The following is a 16,757-nucleotide window of genomic DNA, read 5'->3' on the forward strand; positions in this document are numbered from 1 at the left end:
TGATCGCCATGTTGCAAGTCAGTGTTTATCGCTACAACCCTGATCAGGACGCTGCGCCGTTCATGCAGGAATTCCAGGTCGCTACCGGTGGTAAAGACCTGATGGTGCTGGACGTGCTGGCCCTGATCAAAGAGCAGGACGAGGGTTTCTCCTATCGTCGCTCTTGCCGTGAAGGCGTCTGCGGCTCCGACGGCATGAACATCAACGGCAAGAACGGTCTGGCGTGCATCACGCCGCTGTCCGCCGTTGTAAAAGGCAACAAGTTGATCGTTCGTCCGCTGCCAGGTTTGCCGGTTATCCGTGACCTGGTTGTCGATATGAGCATCTTCTACAAGCAATACGAGAAGGTTAAGCCTTACCTGCAGAACGACACGCCGGCTCCGGCCATCGAGCGTCTGCAGTCCCCTGAAGAGCGTGAAAAGCTCGACGGTCTGTACGAGTGCATCCTGTGCGCCTGCTGCTCGACCTCGTGCCCGTCCTTCTGGTGGAACCCGGACAAGTTCCTGGGTCCAGCTGCCCTGCTGCAAGCGTACCGCTTCCTGGCAGACAGCCGTGACACCAAGACGTCCGAGCGTCTGGCTTCGCTTGATGACCCGTTCAGCGTTTTCCGCTGCCGGGGCATCATGAACTGCGTCAACGTATGTCCGAAAGGCCTGAACCCGACTAAGGCCATCGGTCACATCCGTAACATGCTGCTTTCGAGCGGCGTGTGATTCAGCTGCTGTAACCGTAGAACCGCTGTAACGAAGAGGCTGTGGCGCGGGCTTCAACCCGCGTCATGGCTATAACCAGAGCAGTAGCCACAAGCTGCAGCTCTTATTTTGAAGAAATGAGACAAGCAGGGGCATCCGGGCTGGTACCCGGACTATCAGCGTGATCCTAAGTGGCTTGTTTTGGTCGCTGCATTCGGACTTCTGCAAGTTTGCTCGGTATTGACGCCGATGGTGTTCCCCTAACCGAGGGTGACCAAGCATGCAAGAAAGCGTGATGCAGCGCATGTGGAACAGCGCCTACCTTTCAGGTGGAAACGCTGCCTATGTGGAAGAGCTTTATGAGCTCTACCTGCACGACCCTAACGCTGTGCCAGAAGAGTGGCGCACCTACTTTCAGAAGCTGCCTGCCGACGGCAGCTCTGCCACTGATGTTTCGCACTCCACAATTCGCGATCATTTCGTGCTGCTGGCAAAGAACCAGCGCCGCGCCCAACCGGTTTCCGCCGGTAGCGTGAGCAGTGAGCACGAGAAGAAGCAAGTTGAAGTGCTGCGATTGATCCAGGCCTACCGTATGCGTGGCCACCAGGCAGCCCAGCTGGACCCGCTGGGGCTGTGGCAGCGTCCTGCACCTGCAGACCTGTCGATCAATCATTACGGCTTGACCAATGCCGATCTTGATACGACCTTCCGTGCCGGCGACCTGTTCATCGGCAAAGAGGAAGCGAGCCTACGCGAAATTCACGAAGCGTTGCAGCAGACATATTGCCGCACCATCGGCGCTGAATTTACGCACATCACCGATTCCGAGCAGCGCCACTGGTTCCAGCAGCGTCTGGAAAGCGTGCGTGGTCGTCCGACGTACTCCGCCGACATCAAGAGCCACCTGCTCGAGCGCGTCACTGCCGGTGAAGGCCTGGAAAAATACCTGGGCACCAAATACCCGGGCACCAAGCGTTTCGGTCTGGAAGGCGGCGAAAGCCTGATTCCGATGCTCGACGAACTGATCCAGCGTTCCGGTTCCTACGGCACCAAGGAAGTCGTCATCGGCATGGCCCACCGTGGCCGTCTGAACGTGCTGGTCAACACCTTCGGCAAGAACCCGCGCGAGCTGTTCGACGAGTTCGAAGGCAAGAAGAAGGTCGAGCTGGGTTCCGGTGACGTTAAATACCACCAGGGCTTCTCGTCCAACGTGATGACCGCCGGCGGTGAAGTTCACCTGGCCATGGCGTTCAACCCGTCCCACCTGGAAATCGTTTCCCCGGTGGTAGAAGGTTCGGTTCGCGCCCGTCAGGATCGTCGTAACGACCCGACCGGTGAGAAGGTTCTGCCGATCTCCATCCACGGTGACGCTGCATTCGCAGGTCAGGGCGTGGTCATGGAAACCTTCCAGATGTCGCAGACCCGCGGTTTCAAGACCGGCGGTACCGTGCACATCGTGATCAACAACCAGGTCGGTTTCACCATCAGCAACCCGCTGGACTCGCGCTCCACCGAGTACGCCACCGACGTTGCGAAGATGATTCAGGCGCCGATCCTCCATGTGAATGGCGATGATCCGGAAGCCGTGCTGTTCGTGACCCAGTTGGCCATCGACTACCGCATGCAGTTCAAGCGTGACGTGGTGATCGACCTGGTCTGCTACCGTCGTCGCGGCCACAACGAGGCCGACGAGCCAAGCGGTACCCAGCCGCTGATGTATCAGCAGATCACCAAGCAGCGCACCACCCGTGAGCTGTACGCTGATCGTCTGACACAGGCCGGCGTACTCGACGCAGAGCGTGTTCAGGCGAAAGTCGACGAATATCGCAACGCGCTGGACAACGGTCTGCACGTCGTGAAATCGCTGGTCAAAGAGCCGAACAAAGAGCTGTTCGTGGACTGGCGTCCGTATCTGGGCCACGCCTGGACTGCGCGTCACGACACGCGTTTCGATCTGAAGACCCTGCAGGAACTGTCCGCCAAGCTGCTGGAAATTCCGGAAGGCTTCGTGGTTCAGCGTCAGGTTGCGAAGATCTACGAAGACCGTCAGAAGATGCAAGCCGGCGGCCTGCCGATCAACTGGGGTTACGCCGAAACCATGGCGTACGCGACCCTGGCGTTCGAAGGTCACCCGATCCGCATGACCGGTCAGGACATCGGCCGCGGTACGTTCTCGCACCGTCACGCTGTGCTGCACAACCAGAAAGATGCTGGCACCTACATTCCGCTGAAACACCTGTACGAAGGTCAGCCACGCTTTGACCTGTACGACTCGTTCCTGTCGGAAGAAGCGGTACTGGCCTTCGAATACGGCTACTCGACCACCACGCCAAACGCGCTGGTGATCTGGGAAGCCCAGTTCGGCGACTTCGCCAACGGTGCACAGGTTGTTATCGACCAGTTCATCACCAGCGGCGAACACAAGTGGGGCCGTCTCTGCGGTCTGACCATGCTGTTGCCGCACGGCTACGAAGGTCAGGGTCCTGAGCACAGCTCGGCACGTCTTGAGCGTTACCTGCAGCTGTGCGCCGAGCACAACATTCAGGTGTGCATGCCGACCACTCCGGCCCAGATCTACCACTTGCTGCGTCGTCAGGTGATTCGCCCGCTGCGCAAACCTCTGGTAGTGCTGACGCCGAAGTCGCTGCTGCGCCACAAACTGGCCGTCTCGACCCTGGAAGATCTGGCCGAAGGTTCGTTCCAGACCGTGATCCCGGAAATCGATGCCCTGGACCCGAAAAAGGTCGAGCGCGTTGTTCTGTGTAGCGGCAAGGTCTACTACGACCTGCTGGAAAAACGCCGTGCCGAAGGCCGTGACGATATCGCCATCGTGCGTATCGAGCAGCTGTATCCATTCCCTGAGGACGACTTGAAAGAAGTCCTGGCGCCTTATACCAACGTCAAGCATGCCGTTTGGTGTCAGGAAGAGCCGATGAACCAGGGTGCCTGGTACTGCAGCCAGCATCACTTGCGTCGCAGCATCGGTAACCTCAACAAGTCTCTCGTACTCGAGTACGCGGGCCGTGAGGCTTCTGCTGCCCCAGCATGTGGTTACGCATCGATGCACGCCGAGCAGCAGGAAAAACTGCTGCAAGACGCGTTTACCGTTTAACGCCTTCGCGCACCTGAAACCGAATTTAAGGAACCACAGATAATGGCTATCGAGATCAAAGCCCCCACTTTCCCGGAATCGGTTGCCGATGGCACCGTTGCCACCTGGCACAAAAAACCGGGCGACGCCGTCAAGCGTGACGACCTGATCGTCGACATCGAAACCGACAAAGTCGTACTGGAAGTGCTGGCTACCGCCGACGGCGTGCTGGGCGCAATCGTCAAGAACGAAGGCGACACCGTTCTGTCCGACGAAGTTCTGGGCTCCATCGAAGCGGGCGGCGCTGCTGCCGCTGCTCCAGCCGCCGCTGCTGCTCCGGCCGCTGCTGCCGCCGCACCGGCTGCTGCCGAAGGCGAAGACGATCCTGTTGCTGCTCCTGCTGCGCGCAAGCTGGCTGAAGAGAATGGCATCAACATCGCTTCCGTTGCCGGCACCGGCAAGGGTGGTCGTGTGACCAAGGAAGACGTGGTCGCTGCTGTTGCCGCGAAGAAAGCCGCTCCAGCTGCCGCACCTGCCAAGGCTGCTGCTCCGGCTGCCGCTGCTCCGGTATTCGCTGCCGGTGATCGCGTTGAAAAACGCGTGCCGATGACCCGTCTGCGTGCCAAGGTTGCCGAGCGTCTGGTTGAAGCCCAGTCGAACATGGCGATGCTGACCACGTTCAACGAAGTCGACATGACCGAAGTCATGGCCCTGCGTTCGAAGTACAAGGACCTGTTCGAGAAGTCACACAACGGCGTACGCCTGGGCTTCATGTCGTTCTTCGTCAAGGCTGCCACCGAAGCGCTGAAACGCTTCCCGGCGGTCAACGCTTCGATCGACGGCGCGGACATCGTTTACCACGGCTACGCCGACATCGGTGTTGCCGTTTCCAGCGACCGTGGTCTGGTCGTACCTGTTCTGCGTAACGCCGAGCTGATGAGCCTGGCTGAAATCGAAGGCGGCATCGCCACTTTCGGCAAGAAAGCCCGTGACGGCAAATTGTCGATGGAAGAGATGACTGGCGGTACCTTCACCATCACCAACGGTGGTACCTTCGGTTCGATGATGTCGACTCCGATCGTCAACCCGCCGCAGGCAGCGATTCTGGGCATGCACAACATCATCCAGCGTCCTATGGCCATCAACGGTCAGGTCGTGATCCGCCCGATGATGTACCTGGCACTGTCCTACGATCACCGTCTGATCGATGGCAAAGAAGCTGTAACCTTCCTGGTGACCATCAAGAACCTGCTGGAAGACCCGGCTCGTCTGTTGCTGGATATCTGATAGAAGCAGCCATGCGCTGTGGGTAGCGTACCGTCGGAAACGGCGGTGCGGCCCGCAGCGCGCGGCTTGAAGCTTTTCGCTCAAGAGGATTTTTTGAATGTCGCAGAAATTTGACGTAGTAGTGATCGGTGCCGGCCCTGGCGGCTATGTAGCTGCCATCAAGGCCGCGCAGCTGGGTCTCACCACTGCCTGCATCGAGAAGTACACCGACGCTGAAGGCAAGCAGGCCCTCGGCGGTACTTGCCTGAACGTCGGCTGCATTCCGTCCAAGGCGCTGCTCGACAGCTCCTGGAAGTACAAGGAAGCCAAAGAGAGCTTCAACGTTCACGGTATCTCGACCGGCGAAGTCAAAATGGACGTCGCTGCGATGGTTGGCCGCAAGGCTGGCATCGTCAAGAACCTGACCGGCGGCGTTGCCACCCTGTTCAAGGCCAACGGCGTTACTTCGATTCAGGGCCACGGCAAGCTGCTGGCTGGCAAGAAAGTCGAAGTCACCAAGCCGGACGGCTCGGTTGAAGTCATCGAAGCCGAAAACGTCATCCTGGCGCCAGGTTCGCGTCCGATCGACATTCCACCGGCTCCGGTCGATCAGAAAGTCATCGTCGATTCGACTGGCGCTCTGGAATTCCAATCCGTACCTAAACGTCTGGGCGTGATCGGCGCTGGCGTGATCGGTCTGGAGCTGGGCTCGGTCTGGTCGCGTCTGGGTGCAGAAGTGACTGTCCTGGAAGCTCTGGACACGTTCCTGATGGCAGCGGACACCGCCGTTTCCAAGGAAGCGCTGAAAACCCTGACCAAGCAGGGTCTGGACATCAAGCTGGGCGCTCGCGTCACCGGTTCCAAAGTCAACGGCGACGAAGTCGTTGTTAACTACACCGATGCCAACGGCGAACAGACCATCACTTTTGACAAGCTGATCGTAGCCGTTGGTCGCCGTCCGGTGACCACTGATCTGCTGGCTGCCGACAGCGGCGTGACCCTGGACGAGCGCGGTTTCGTGCACGTTGACGATCACTGCGCCACCACCGTACCGGGCGTTTACGCCATCGGTGACGTGGTTCGCGGCATGATGCTGGCGCACAAGGCCTCGGAAGAGGGCATCATGGTTGTCGAGCGCATCAAGGGCCACAAAGCCCAGATGAACTATGACCTGATCCCTTCGGTTATTTATACTCACCCGGAAATCGCGTGGGTTGGCAAAACCGAGCAGGCCTTGAAAGCCGAAGGCGTTGAAGTTAACGTCGGCACCTTCCCGTTCGCCGCTTCCGGCCGTGCCATGGCTGCCAACGATACCGGTGGTTTCGTCAAGGTCATCGCTGATGCCAAGACTGACCGCGTATTGGGCGTGCACGTGATTGGCCCGAGCGCTGCAGAACTGGTTCAGCAGGGCGCGATCGGTATGGAATTCGGCACCAGCGCTGAAGACCTGGGCATGATGGTTTTCTCCCATCCGACCCTGTCTGAAGCCTTGCACGAAGCTGCTCTGGCTGTGAATGGCGGCGCCATCCACATCGCCAACCGCAAGAAGCGTTAAGACAATAAGAAACCACGGCGGTAACGGCCCGTCGTGAGCCTTGCGAGCAAGTCTCACCGCGGAATGTCCGCTGGACGCAGTCTTGCGTAGCTGCACCGGGTATCCGGAAAGGCTACGCAAGCAGCAGTCACAGGTGGCGCGGCACTCATCAAGAGCGCAGCGCCGAATGCGCAGTACCTAACGAAGACGGTAAAAAGCATGAATCTTCACGAGTATCAGGGTAAGCAGCTGTTCGCTGAATACGGCCTGCCAGTTTCCACTGGTTACGCAGTAGACACCCCGGAAGCAGCAGCAGAAGCTTGCGACAAAATCGGCGGCAGCGAGTGGGTTGTCAAAGCCCAGGTCCACGCCGGTGGTCGCGGTAAAGCGGGCGGCGTCAAGCTGGTTCGCAACAAAGAAGACGCCAAGGCCTTCGCACAGCAGTGGCTGGGCAAGCGTCTGGTGACTTACCAGACTGACGCCAATGGTCAGCCAGTCACCAAGATCCTGGTTGAATCGTGCACTGATATCGCTAAAGAGCTGTACCTGGGCGCTGTCGTTGACCGTTCGAGCCGTCGCATCGTGTTCATGGCGTCCACCGAAGGTGGCGTGGACATCGAGAAAATCGCTCACGACACTCCAGAAAAAATTCTGAAAGCCACTATCGATCCACTGGTTGGCGCTCAGCCGTTCCAGGGTCGCGAGCTGGCGTTCCAACTGGGTCTGGAAGGCAAGCAAGTTGCCCAGTTCGCCAAGATCTTCGTCGGTCTGGCCAAACTGTTCCAGGATCACGATCTGGCCCTGCTGGAAGTGAACCCGCTGGTGATCAAGGCTGACGGCGATCTGCACTGCCTGGACGCCAAGATCAACATCGACGCTAACGCCATGTACCGTCAGCCTAAGCTGAAGACTTTCCACGATCCGTCGCAAGACGATCCGCGCGAAGCGCACGCTGCCAAGTTCGAACTGAACTACGTAGCACTGGAAGGCAACATCGGCTGCATGGTCAACGGTGCCGGCCTGGCCATGGGTACCATGGACATCGTCAACCTGCACGGCGGCAAGCCAGCCAACTTCCTCGACGTAGGTGGTGGTGCTACCAAAGAGCGCGTGACCGAAGCCTTCAAGATCATCCTGTCCGACACCAACGTCGCTGCAGTACTGGTCAACATCTTCGGCGGCATCGTTCGCTGCGACATGATTGCCGAAGGCATCATCGGCGCTGTGAAAGAAGTCGGCGTGAAAATCCCGGTTGTTGTTCGCCTTGAAGGCAACAACGCTGAGCTGGGCGCTAAAGTACTGGCAGAAAGCGGTTTGAACATCATCGCTGCTACCAGCCTGACCGACGCTGCTCAACAAGTTGTCAAAGCTGCGGAGGGCAAATAATGAGCGTCCTGATCAACAAAGACACCAAAGTTATCTGCCAGGGTATTACCGGTTCGCAAGGTAGTTTCCACACCCAGCAAGCCATCGAATACGGCACCAAGATGGTTGGCGGCGTAACTCCGGGCAAAGGCGGCACCGAGCACCTGGGTCTGCCAGTGTTCAACACCGTTAAAGACGCAGTTGCTGCCACTGGCGCTACCGCCAGCGTGATCTACGTTCCGGCTCCTTTCTGCAAGGACTCGATCCTGGAAGCAGCGTTCGGCGGCATCAAGCTGATCGTCTGCATCACCGAAGGCATTCCTACCCTGGACATGCTGGACGCTAAAGTTAAGTGCGACGAGCTGGGTGTTACCCTGATCGGCCCTAACTGCCCAGGCGTGATCACCCCAGGGGAATGCAAGATCGGCATCATGCCAGGTCACATTCACTTGCCAGGCAAGGTCGGTATCGTTTCGCGTTCCGGCACCCTGACCTACGAAGCTGTGAAGCAGACCACTGACGCCGGTTTCGGTCAGTCGACTTGCGTCGGCATCGGTGGTGACCCGATCCCGGGTTCGAACTTCATCGACATCCTGAAGCTGTTCCAGGAAGACCCGAAGACCGAAGCGATCGTGATGATCGGCGAGATCGGCGGTTCGGCTGAAGAAGAAGCGGCTGCCTACATCAAGGCACACGTGACCAAGCCGGTTGTTTCCTACATCGCTGGTGTGACTGCTCCTCCGGGCAAGCGCATGGGCCATGCTGGCGCAATCATCTCTGGCGGCAAAGGCACTGCAGACGAGAAATTCGCTGCGCTGCAGGACGCAGGCGTAAAAACCGTGCGTTCGCTGGCAGACATCGGCAAGGCCCTGGCCGAGCTGACCGGTTGGGCTGTCAAGTAAGCCTCGGGCTTGACTGACGCTTCACCAGACAAAGGCCACCTTCGGGTGGCCTTTGTTGTTTCTGGCATATGGGTATTTGAGTGGATTCTTGTGGCGAGGGAGCTTGCTCCCGCTGGGCTGCGAAGCGGCCCTAATGCAATCTTCGGATTCATGAGTGTTTTCGGGATTTGCGCCTGCTGCGCAGTCGAGCGGGAGCAAGCTCCCTCGCCACGGAGTGCTCCGCAGGAAAAATAAATGCGTAAACGCGACACAGACACGTCGTGTATCGGATAGTTCGCCCTCAAACAGTGCGTTTGTCAGACAAATTCGTTAGGCTAGCAGCCATTTTTGCGTCTGCCGCCCACAAGGCATGCAACGCGCTAAACGGGTCAGTCTTATACGGACTGACAGCATTTCCCTAACCCCACAGGGAAATCCCCCTCTAAATTCCGATTCAGTAGTGTGGTATTTCCTTAATGAAAGTTTTGAAAGGTCAGGACATCCTGGCACTGGGCTTTATGACATTTGCCCTGTTCGTCGGGGCCGGCAACATCATTTTCCCGCCTATCGTCGGCCTGCAGTCCGGACCTGACGTCTGGATGGCGGCGCTGGGCTTTCTGATCACGGCAGTCGGTCTGCCGGTGGTCACCGTCGTCGCTCTGGCCAAGGTCGGTGGTGCGATGGATGCACTGAGCAGCCCGATTGGCAAGATCGCCGGCGGTGTGCTTGCCGCGGCGTGCTACCTGGCGGTCGGCCCGCTGTTCGCCACCCCGCGCACTGCGACCGTGTCGTTCGAAGTGGGTCTGGCGCCACTGACCGGCGAAAGCCCGCTGGCGCTGTTCCTCTACAGCTCGGTGTACTTCCTGCTGGTGTTCTTCATCTCGCTGTATCCGGGGCGTCTGCTCGATACCGTTGGGCGCTTCCTCGCGCCGCTGAAAATCATCGCCCTGGCGGTACTCGGCATCGCCGCGTTCGCCTTGCCGGCCGGTGATATCGGTCAGGCCACGCCTGAATACGTCGCGGCACCGTTCTCCCAGGGCTTCATCAATGGTTACCTGACCATGGATACCCTCGGCGCGCTGGTGTTCGGTATCGTCATCGTCAACGCGATCCGCTCCCGTGGCGTCGAGTCGCCTGCGCTGATCACCCGTTACGCGATCATTGCCGGCCTCATCGCCGGTGTCGGCCTGGCGCTGGTGTACATCAGCCTGTTCCGCCTCGGTTCCGGCAGCCATGAAGTCGCGGCGGGTGCCACCAATGGCGCGGCGGTATTGCACGCTTACGTGCAGCACACCTTCGGTTCGCTGGGCAGCGGTTTCCTCGCGGTGCTGATCTCGCTGGCGTGCCTGGTGACGGCGGTCGGTCTGACTTGTGCCTGCGCTGAATACTTCAGCCGCGTGCTGCCACTGTCCTACAAGACCCTGGTGATCATTCTGGCCGCGTTCTCGCTGCTGGTGTCGAACCTGGGCCTGACCAAGCTGATCGCGTTCTCGATCCCGGTGCTGACCGCGATCTACCCGCCGTGCATCGTTCTGGTGGCCCTGAGCTTCTGCAAGGACTTCTGGCATGAACACGGTCGGATCCTCGGCCCGGTGATGCTGGTGTCGTTCCTGTTTGGCACCATCGACGCCCTCAAGGGCGCCGGTCTGGCTGACTGGATGCCGTCGCAGCTGTCGCACCTGCCGTTGAGCGAGCAGGGCCTGGCGTGGCTGGTGCCATGCGTGATGACCCTGGTGGTCGCCGTGGTTTGCGATCGCCTGCTGGGCAAGCGCAGCGAAGTCGTTGCCTGACGTTGCCTGACCCGCCACAAGCGGGTCTTCAGCGCTTAAACAGAAATGCCCCGTATCAATCGATACGGGGCATTTTTTAGGTTCATCACGGATTACCGGGAAAGACGCTCTTGATCTTCATGAAAAAGAATTCGCTATCCCGGTAACCGTACGCCATCCGCTTGATGACCTTTATTCGATTGTTTATTCCTTCCAACTGACCGGTGTGCATCGGCCAGCGAACCCGGCTCACGATGCCCCGCCAGTAACCCTTTAGCCGTGTGGCGAACTGGATCAGAGCTGGAATTTCGCTTTCATGCGCATGGCGCAGCCATTGCTTCCAGGCCGATCGCCAACCCCAGGCAGTACTCGGGGTCCAGAGTGTTTTGAGTTCAGCCTTCATCAAGTAGACCGTCATCAACGCTTGATTGGCCGCCAGCAGATCCTCCAGGCGGACCTGTTGTTCCGGCGTTTTCAAGTTCTGCGGATTGCGCAGCAACAGCCATCGCGCCTGCTTGATAACCTTGCGGGCAGGCTTGTCGTGACGCAACCGGTTAGCCTCGTCGACGCGAACCCGATCAATCACCTCTCGGCCATATTTGGCCACCACATGGAAGAGGTCGTAGACCACTCGCGCGTTGGGACAGTGCTGACGAACCTCTAGGTCAAAAGCGGTGTTCATGTCCATCGCCACCGCTTCGATGCGAGCGCAACCCTCTGGCCCCAATTCCTCGAAGAAAGGCCTGACCGCTGCTCGGCTGCGGCCTTCACCGATCCACAGCACGCGGCGTGTATCCGCATCCAGCACCACGCTGGCGTAACGATGACCTTTGAACAGGGCGAATTCGTCCATCACCAGACGTCGCGGTTGTGCCGTTGGCAAAATGCTCAACGCCGCTTGCAAAGCTCGACGCTCCAGCAACCGAACGGTGTCCCAATGCAGCCCAAACAGTTGAGCCACGTGCAGTGTGGGGAGGCGTTCGCAGGCCTGAATGACCGCCTCGGCCAAGCGCCGCGTCATGCGGGCATAACGGTCCAGCCAACTGACGGCCTCCATACGTTTACCACAGTCACGACAGACAACACGCCTGAGCAACACGCTGAGGCGCACCGCACGGCCGAGAATCGGTAAATCGCGGACGGTTCGCTCACAATACTCATGTGTGGTTGAACAGGGTTTCTGGCAGCCGCCACAGGAAGGAAATCGGGTGGCGTGGGGAATCAGTTCGATCTGTAGGGCGTCACCATCAGGCTTGATGTTGACGACAGAAAAGCCCTCCCAAAACGGAAGGAAAGTATTAATATCGCGCATAAGAACGCCGGTTTGTTAGATGTGTTTGCTCGCACGAACATCATCAATCAAATCGGCGTTCTTGTTTCTGTGTTTCCCGGGATTCCGTGAAGAACCATTTTTTATGGGTGTCAGGCAGTGTCTTTTTTCGCGAGCTAACGTCGAAGCACTGCCGAACTCCTAATGTGGGAGCGAGCCTGCTCGCGAAAGCGTTGTGCCAGCCGCCATCAATGTTGTGTGATACGCCGCTTTCGCGAGCAGGCTCGCTCCCACAGGTAGCATCCATACTCCACAGGGAATTGCATGTCGTTCATCCAAGCCAACCTGATTCACCTGCTCGCCGCGCTCTGGTTCGTCATCTGCTGGGGCGGCTACACCCGCTATGCGTCGTGGAAGGCCCGCGACACCGCGTGCCTCGCCAGCGTGTTGCACCTGTACCGCGAAGACTGGATGCGCCGCATGCTGCTGCGTGACAACCGCATCGCCGACGCCAGTGTGATCGGCAATCTGGAACGTAACGCCTCGTTCTTCGCCTCCAGCACCCTGATCATCCTCGCCGGTATTCTCACCGTGCTCGGTGCGTCCGAGCGTGCAGTGTCGTTGCTGGCGGACATCCCGATGGTGCAGCAGGCGTCGCAGGGCATGTCGGAGATCAAGTTGCTGTGCCTGGCGCTGGTGTTCGTCTATGCGTTCTTCACGTTCAGCTGGTGCATGCGTCAGTACAACTTTGCGGCGGTGCTGGTCGGTTCAGCGCCGATGATCGGTGAGCGTCAGGTCTCGGAGCAGGAGCGCAAGGCATTCGCACTGCGGGCGGCGCGGGTGATTTCGATGGCGGCCAACCAGTTCAACTTCGGCCTGCGCTCTTATTACTTCGGCATGAGCATGCTGGCCTGGTTTGTCAGCCCATGGTTGTTCATGTTGATGAGTGCTGGAGTCGTGCTGGTGTTGTACCGCCGCGAGTTTCATTCCGACGTTCTCGACGTGATGGTCTATACCCCTACAGAGGCGCCGTTGCCCGAAACCAATAAAGAGGCCGCTTGATGAGTATTCCGTTCTGGTGTGTGTTTATCAGTGCACTGTTGATTTACATCGCGCGTATGCCGGTGGGCAAGGCCATGAAAGAGCAGGGCGGTTACAACAACCATCTGCCGCGCCAGCAACAGGCGCAACTGACTGGCTATGGCGCGCGGGCACTGGCGGCGCACCAGAACAGCATCGAAGCGTTCATCCTGTTTGCCGTCGGTGTGCTGATGGCGCACACCACGCAAACACAAGGCTGGTTGATCGATACTCTGGCGATCATCTTCGTGATCGCACGGATTCTCTACTTGTGGCTGTACCTGGCTGATAAACCCTCCCTGCGCAGCCTGGTCTGGCTGGTCGGCCTGATATGTTCTTTGTTGCTGATGATTAGTCCGACTTTTAGAACCGTCTTGCTCTAAGCGACACTAGCGAAAAATCACAGGCAAAAGAAAACCCGCACTTGGCGGGTTTTCTTTTTCTGCATCAAGTCGCAATTATTGCTTCTTGGCAGCTTCTTCCTGAGCAGCCTGATTCGATTCAGCCTGATCTTTGGCGGCTTCAGCGTTTTCTTTCGCTGCGTCGTTCACTTTATCCTGAGCTTCGTTCATTTTCTGCTGAGCTTGTTCAGCATGTTGGTTGGCATCTTGAGCTTTGTCCTCGGATTTTTTATCGCAGGCAGCGAGACCGAGGGAAGCGGTCAACATCAAGGCAATAGCTAAAGTCTTACGCATGGGGTGTTTCTCCTTATGGAAAATAACTACTGGCCTTAAGAACGTTGCCTCCAACGTTAAGTTCCTCATTTCTTTCAGATATATAAGTTTGTTTTTCAGTGGAACTTTTGCGTTATTTCCTACTACTGGCACAAGGCTCTGACGAGAGTAATTATCAAATGGCTGAAAACCCCGTTTTTGAGCGCGCAACGCGATTTCTCTCGGCCCTGCGTCATTGTCAGGTGCTCGGTTTGACGGTGCACAGCGCCAGCAGCGAAGGGCTGACGGTAAAGCTGCCGTACAGCGCGCAAATCGTCGGCAATCCGCAGACCGGGGTCATCCACGGCGGCGCCATTACCTCGCTGATGGACACGGCGTGCGGCATGTCCACGTTGTGCGTGCTGCCTGAATTCGAAGTCTGCCCGACCCTGGACCTGCGCATCGACTACATGCACGCCGCCGAACCGAACAAGGATGTCTACGGCTTTGCCCAGTGTTACCGGGTCACCACCGACGTAATCTTCGCCCGCGGCTTTGCCTATCAGGACGACCCGCAGCAACCCATCGCTCACGTCGTCGGTACCTTCATGCGCATGGGCAAGGGTCTGAAGGGTACACAGGGATTTGGTGGCAAGATCAAAGGAGAAAGCCGATGAGCGATGACTGGAAGCAACAACTGCAACAGGCTCACGCTCAGGGTGACTACGCGCCGCTGCTGCGGATCATTCCTTACGCCGGATTGATCGGCGTCGAATGCTCTCGGGTCGGTGATGAGTTGCTGTTCAAGCTGCCGGCGAACAAGGACAACATTGGTAACCCTTTATTGCCGGCGATCCATGGCGGGGTGATTGCCGGGTTCATGGAGCTGGCAGCCGCGTTGCATTTGCTGATCTTCACCGGTTCGCCCGGGGTGCCGAAGATCATCGACTTTTCCCTGGATTACCTGCGTGCCGGGCAGTTTCGCGACACTTGGGCCAAATGTCAGGTCTGCCGCCAGGGCCGGCGCGTGGCCAACGTTGCCATCACCGCCTGGCAAAGCACCGAGAGCGAACCGATTGCCACCGCCCGTGCACACTTCAAAATTGATGAGCCCTTGAAATCCTGAACGCTGCCCCCAACTCAGTGAACAACCCGCCGCCGACCATCTGGGTTGCGGCCAATGCCATCTGATTGGAGTTTGATGACCATGAGTGTGGAAACTCAAAAGGAAACCCTGGGCTTCCAGACCGAGGTAAAGCAGCTGCTGCACCTCATGATCCATTCGCTGTATTCCAACAAGGAAATCTTCCTTCGCGAATTGATCTCGAACGCCTCTGACGCTGTCGACAAGCTACGCTTCGAAGCCCTGGCCAAGCCTGAGTTGCTCGAAGGTGGCGCTGAACTGAAAATCCGTGTGAGCTTCGACAAGGACGCCAAGACCGTCACGCTCGAAGACAACGGTATCGGCATGAACCGTGACGATGTGATCACCCACCTGGGGACCATCGCCAAGTCGGGCACCGCCGATTTCATGAAGAATCTCTCGGGCGATCAGAAGAAAGATTCGCACCTGATCGGCCAGTTCGGTGTCGGCTTCTACTCGGCCTTCATCGTGGCTGACCAAGTCGACGTGTACAGCCGTCGCGCCGGCATTCCTGCCAGCGAAGGCGTGCATTGGTCGTCGAAAGGCGAGGGCGAGTTTGAAGTCGCCACTATCGACAAGCCAGAGCGCGGCACCCGCATCGTCCTGCACCTGAAAGCCGCTGAAGACGAGTTCGCCGATGGCTGGCGCCTGCGCAACATCATCAAGAAATACTCCGACCACATCGCGCTGCCGATCGAGCTGCCGAAAGAAGTCACTGCCACCGAAGGTGAAGAGAAGCCAGCCGTTGAATGGGAAACCGTCAACCGCGCCAGCGCCCTGTGGACCCGTCCGCGCACTGAAGTGAAGGACGAGGAATACCAGGAGTTCTACAAGCACATCGCTCACGACTTCGAAAACCCGCTGGCCTGGAGCCACAACAAGGTCGAAGGCAAGCTCGAGTACAGCTCGCTGCTGTACGTGCCGGCCCGCGCGCCGTTCGATCTGTACCAGCGTGAAGCGCCGAAAGGCCTGAAGCTCTACGTGCAGCGCGTGTTCGTGATGGATCAGGCCGAGTCGTTCCTGCCGCTGTACCTGCGCTTCATCAAAGGCGTGGTCGATTCCAACGATCTGTCGCTGAACGTGTCGCGGGAAATCCTGCAGAAAGACCCGATCATCGACTCGATGAAGTCGGCGCTGACCAAGCGCGTGCTGGACATGCTGGAAAAACTGGCGAAGAACGAGCCTGAGCAATACAAGGGCTTCTGGAAAAACTTCGGTCAGGTCATGAAAGAAGGCCCGGCAGAAGATTTCGCCAACAAGGAAAAAATTGCCGGTCTGCTGCGTTTCGCATCGACCCAAGGCGACGACGGCGAGCAGATCGTCGGTCTGGCCGACTACCTGGCGCGAGCCAAGGAAGGTCAGGACAAGATCTATTACCTCACCGGCGAAACCTACGCGCAGGTCAAGAACAGCCCGCACCTGGAAGTCTTCCGCAAGAAAGGCATCGAAGTGCTGCTGCTGACCGACCGTATCGACGAGTGGCTGATGAGCTACCTCAGCGAGTTCGACGGCAAGACTTTTGTCGACGTGGCACGCGGTGACCTCGATCTGGGCAACCTGGACTCGGAAGAGGACAAGAAAGCCGCAGAAGAAGTCGCCAAATCCAAGGAAGGTCTGGTCGAGCGCCTGAAAACCGCGCTGGGTGATTCCGTTGCCGAGGTTCGCGTCTCTCACCGTCTGACCGATTCGCCAGCCATTCTGGCGATCGGCGAACAGGACCTGGGCCTGCAAATGCGCCAGATTCTCGAAGCCAGCGGGCAGAAAGTACCGGACTCGAAGCCGATCTTCGAATTCAACCCGAGCCACCCGCTGATCGAGAAACTCGACGGCGAGCAGAACGAAGAGCGTTTTGGCGACCTGTCGCACATCCTCTTCGATCAGGCAGCCCTGGCTGCCGGCGACAGCTTGAAAGACCCGGCCGCTTATGTGCGCCGTCTGAACAAGCTGCTGGTTGAACTGTCGGTTTAATCACGTTGCAGAAAAACCCGCTTCGGCGGGTTTTTTCATTCTGG

The 16,757-nt window shown here is 58.3% G+C and carries 14 protein-coding genes; 12 read left to right on the forward strand and 2 right to left on the reverse strand.

The features are described 5' to 3' along the window. Window positions 1-8 precede the first annotated feature (8 nt). The 7 genes from V9L13_RS00830 to brnQ all read left to right on the forward strand — a co-directional run bounded on the left by V9L13_RS00830 (window position 9) and on the right by brnQ (window position 10,619). Window positions 9-713, forward strand: a complete 705-nt coding sequence (locus V9L13_RS00830; protein ID WP_338801182.1) for a succinate dehydrogenase iron-sulfur subunit — start codon at window positions 9-11, stop codon at window positions 711-713. A 259-nt stretch (window positions 714-972) separates the two neighbouring features. Next, window positions 973-3,804 (forward strand): 2-oxoglutarate dehydrogenase E1 component, encoded by a 2,832-nt coding sequence (locus V9L13_RS00835; protein WP_003223009.1) that lies wholly within the window; start codon window positions 973-975, stop codon window positions 3,802-3,804. Window positions 3,805-3,846: 42 nt separating this feature from the next. Beyond that, window positions 3,847-5,070 carry a 2-oxoglutarate dehydrogenase complex dihydrolipoyllysine-residue succinyltransferase gene (gene odhB / locus V9L13_RS00840; protein WP_003223011.1) on the forward strand — a complete coding sequence of 408 codons (1,224 nt, stop codon included), beginning with the start codon at window positions 3,847-3,849 and terminating at the stop codon, window positions 5,068-5,070. Window positions 5,071-5,167: 97 nt separating this feature from the next. Then, a complete protein-coding gene (gene lpdA, locus V9L13_RS00845) occupies window positions 5,168-6,604 on the forward strand; it encodes a dihydrolipoyl dehydrogenase (RefSeq protein WP_003223013.1) in 1,437 nt (478 codons plus the stop codon). A 198-nt stretch (window positions 6,605-6,802) separates the two neighbouring features. Continuing rightward, window positions 6,803-7,969 carry an ADP-forming succinate--CoA ligase subunit beta gene (sucC, locus tag V9L13_RS00850; protein ID WP_003223015.1) on the forward strand — a complete coding sequence of 389 codons (1,167 nt, stop codon included), beginning with the start codon at window positions 6,803-6,805 and terminating at the stop codon, window positions 7,967-7,969. Beyond that, the gene (sucD, locus tag V9L13_RS00855; protein WP_003223019.1) at window positions 7,969-8,850 is read left to right on the forward strand and encodes a succinate--CoA ligase subunit alpha; all 882 of its coding nucleotides are present in this window, start codon (window positions 7,969-7,971) and stop codon (window positions 8,848-8,850) included. The genes sucC and sucD overlap by 1 nt, the downstream gene beginning before the upstream one ends. Before the next feature lie 455 nt (window positions 8,851-9,305). Beyond that, entirely contained in the window at window positions 9,306-10,619 is a 1,314-nt protein-coding gene (gene brnQ, locus V9L13_RS00860; protein ID WP_338801183.1) for a branched-chain amino acid transport system II carrier protein, read from the forward strand. An 85-nt stretch (window positions 10,620-10,704) separates the two neighbouring features. Here brnQ and V9L13_RS00865 read toward each other — a convergent pair whose 3' ends face one another. Continuing rightward, on the reverse strand, window positions 10,705-11,910 hold the full coding sequence (locus V9L13_RS00865) for an ISL3 family transposase (protein ID WP_338801184.1): 1,206 nt from the start codon (window positions 11,908-11,910) through the stop codon (window positions 10,705-10,707). Between the two features lie 282 nt (window positions 11,911-12,192). Here V9L13_RS00865 and V9L13_RS00870 point away from each other — a divergent pair, with 282 nt between their 5' ends. Then, window positions 12,193-12,930 (forward strand): DUF599 family protein, encoded by a 738-nt coding sequence (locus V9L13_RS00870; RefSeq protein WP_003223022.1) that lies wholly within the window; start codon window positions 12,193-12,195, stop codon window positions 12,928-12,930. Further along, on the forward strand, window positions 12,930-13,331 hold the full coding sequence (locus V9L13_RS00875; RefSeq protein WP_338801186.1) for an MAPEG family protein: 402 nt from the start codon (window positions 12,930-12,932) through the stop codon (window positions 13,329-13,331). Before V9L13_RS00870 ends, V9L13_RS00875 begins: the two co-directional genes overlap by 1 nt. Window positions 13,332-13,406: 75 nt before the next feature. Here V9L13_RS00875 and V9L13_RS00880 read toward each other — a convergent pair whose 3' ends face one another. Continuing rightward, window positions 13,407-13,643: a hypothetical protein gene (locus V9L13_RS00880; protein WP_003223025.1), complete on the reverse strand. Its 237-nt coding sequence runs from the start codon at window positions 13,641-13,643 to the stop codon at window positions 13,407-13,409. A 158-nt stretch (window positions 13,644-13,801) separates the two neighbouring features. On the opposite strand from V9L13_RS00880, the gene V9L13_RS00885 reads away from it, so the two are divergent. The 3 genes from V9L13_RS00885 (at window position 13,802) to htpG (ending at window position 16,713) form a co-directional block, all read left to right on the forward strand. Further along, on the forward strand, window positions 13,802-14,278 hold the full coding sequence (locus tag V9L13_RS00885; protein WP_103521563.1) for a PaaI family thioesterase: 477 nt from the start codon (window positions 13,802-13,804) through the stop codon (window positions 14,276-14,278). Next, on the forward strand, window positions 14,275-14,727 hold the full coding sequence (locus tag V9L13_RS00890; protein WP_338801188.1) for a PaaI family thioesterase: 453 nt from the start codon (window positions 14,275-14,277) through the stop codon (window positions 14,725-14,727). The genes V9L13_RS00885 and V9L13_RS00890 overlap by 4 nt, the downstream gene beginning before the upstream one ends. A gap of 81 nt (window positions 14,728-14,808) precedes the next feature. After that, on the forward strand, window positions 14,809-16,713 hold the full coding sequence (gene htpG, locus V9L13_RS00895; protein ID WP_338801189.1) for a molecular chaperone HtpG: 1,905 nt from the start codon (window positions 14,809-14,811) through the stop codon (window positions 16,711-16,713). Window positions 16,714-16,757 lie beyond the last annotated feature (44 nt).

Source organism: Pseudomonas sp. RSB 5.4 (assembly GCF_037126175.1).
GTDB lineage: Bacteria > Pseudomonadota > Gammaproteobacteria > Pseudomonadales > Pseudomonadaceae > Aquipseudomonas > Aquipseudomonas fluorescens_H.

What these genes read in the sequence shown, in the direction of transcription:
- brnQ (WP_338801183.1), top strand. Translation starts at nt 9,306, where the DNA reads ATGAAAGTTTTGAAAGGTCAGGACATCCTGGCACTGGGCTTTATGACA.
- V9L13_RS00865 (WP_338801184.1), bottom strand. Translation starts at nt 11,910, where the DNA reads ATGCGCGATATTAATACTTTCCTTCCGTTTTGGGAGGGCTTTTCTGTC.
- lpdA (WP_003223013.1), top strand. Translation starts at nt 5,168, where the DNA reads ATGTCGCAGAAATTTGACGTAGTAGTGATCGGTGCCGGCCCTGGCGGC.
- V9L13_RS00875 (WP_338801186.1), top strand. Translation starts at nt 12,930, where the DNA reads ATGAGTATTCCGTTCTGGTGTGTGTTTATCAGTGCACTGTTGATTTAC.
- htpG (WP_338801189.1), top strand. Translation starts at nt 14,809, where the DNA reads ATGAGTGTGGAAACTCAAAAGGAAACCCTGGGCTTCCAGACCGAGGTA.
- V9L13_RS00890 (WP_338801188.1), top strand. Translation starts at nt 14,275, where the DNA reads ATGAGCGATGACTGGAAGCAACAACTGCAACAGGCTCACGCTCAGGGT.
- V9L13_RS00830 (WP_338801182.1), top strand. Translation starts at nt 9, where the DNA reads ATGTTGCAAGTCAGTGTTTATCGCTACAACCCTGATCAGGACGCTGCG.
- V9L13_RS00885 (WP_103521563.1), top strand. Translation starts at nt 13,802, where the DNA reads ATGGCTGAAAACCCCGTTTTTGAGCGCGCAACGCGATTTCTCTCGGCC.
- V9L13_RS00835 (WP_003223009.1), top strand. Translation starts at nt 973, where the DNA reads ATGCAAGAAAGCGTGATGCAGCGCATGTGGAACAGCGCCTACCTTTCA.
- V9L13_RS00870 (WP_003223022.1), top strand. Translation starts at nt 12,193, where the DNA reads ATGTCGTTCATCCAAGCCAACCTGATTCACCTGCTCGCCGCGCTCTGG.
- odhB (WP_003223011.1), top strand. Translation starts at nt 3,847, where the DNA reads ATGGCTATCGAGATCAAAGCCCCCACTTTCCCGGAATCGGTTGCCGAT.
- sucD (WP_003223019.1), top strand. Translation starts at nt 7,969, where the DNA reads ATGAGCGTCCTGATCAACAAAGACACCAAAGTTATCTGCCAGGGTATT.
- V9L13_RS00880 (WP_003223025.1), bottom strand. Translation starts at nt 13,643, where the DNA reads ATGCGTAAGACTTTAGCTATTGCCTTGATGTTGACCGCTTCCCTCGGT.
- sucC (WP_003223015.1), top strand. Translation starts at nt 6,803, where the DNA reads ATGAATCTTCACGAGTATCAGGGTAAGCAGCTGTTCGCTGAATACGGC.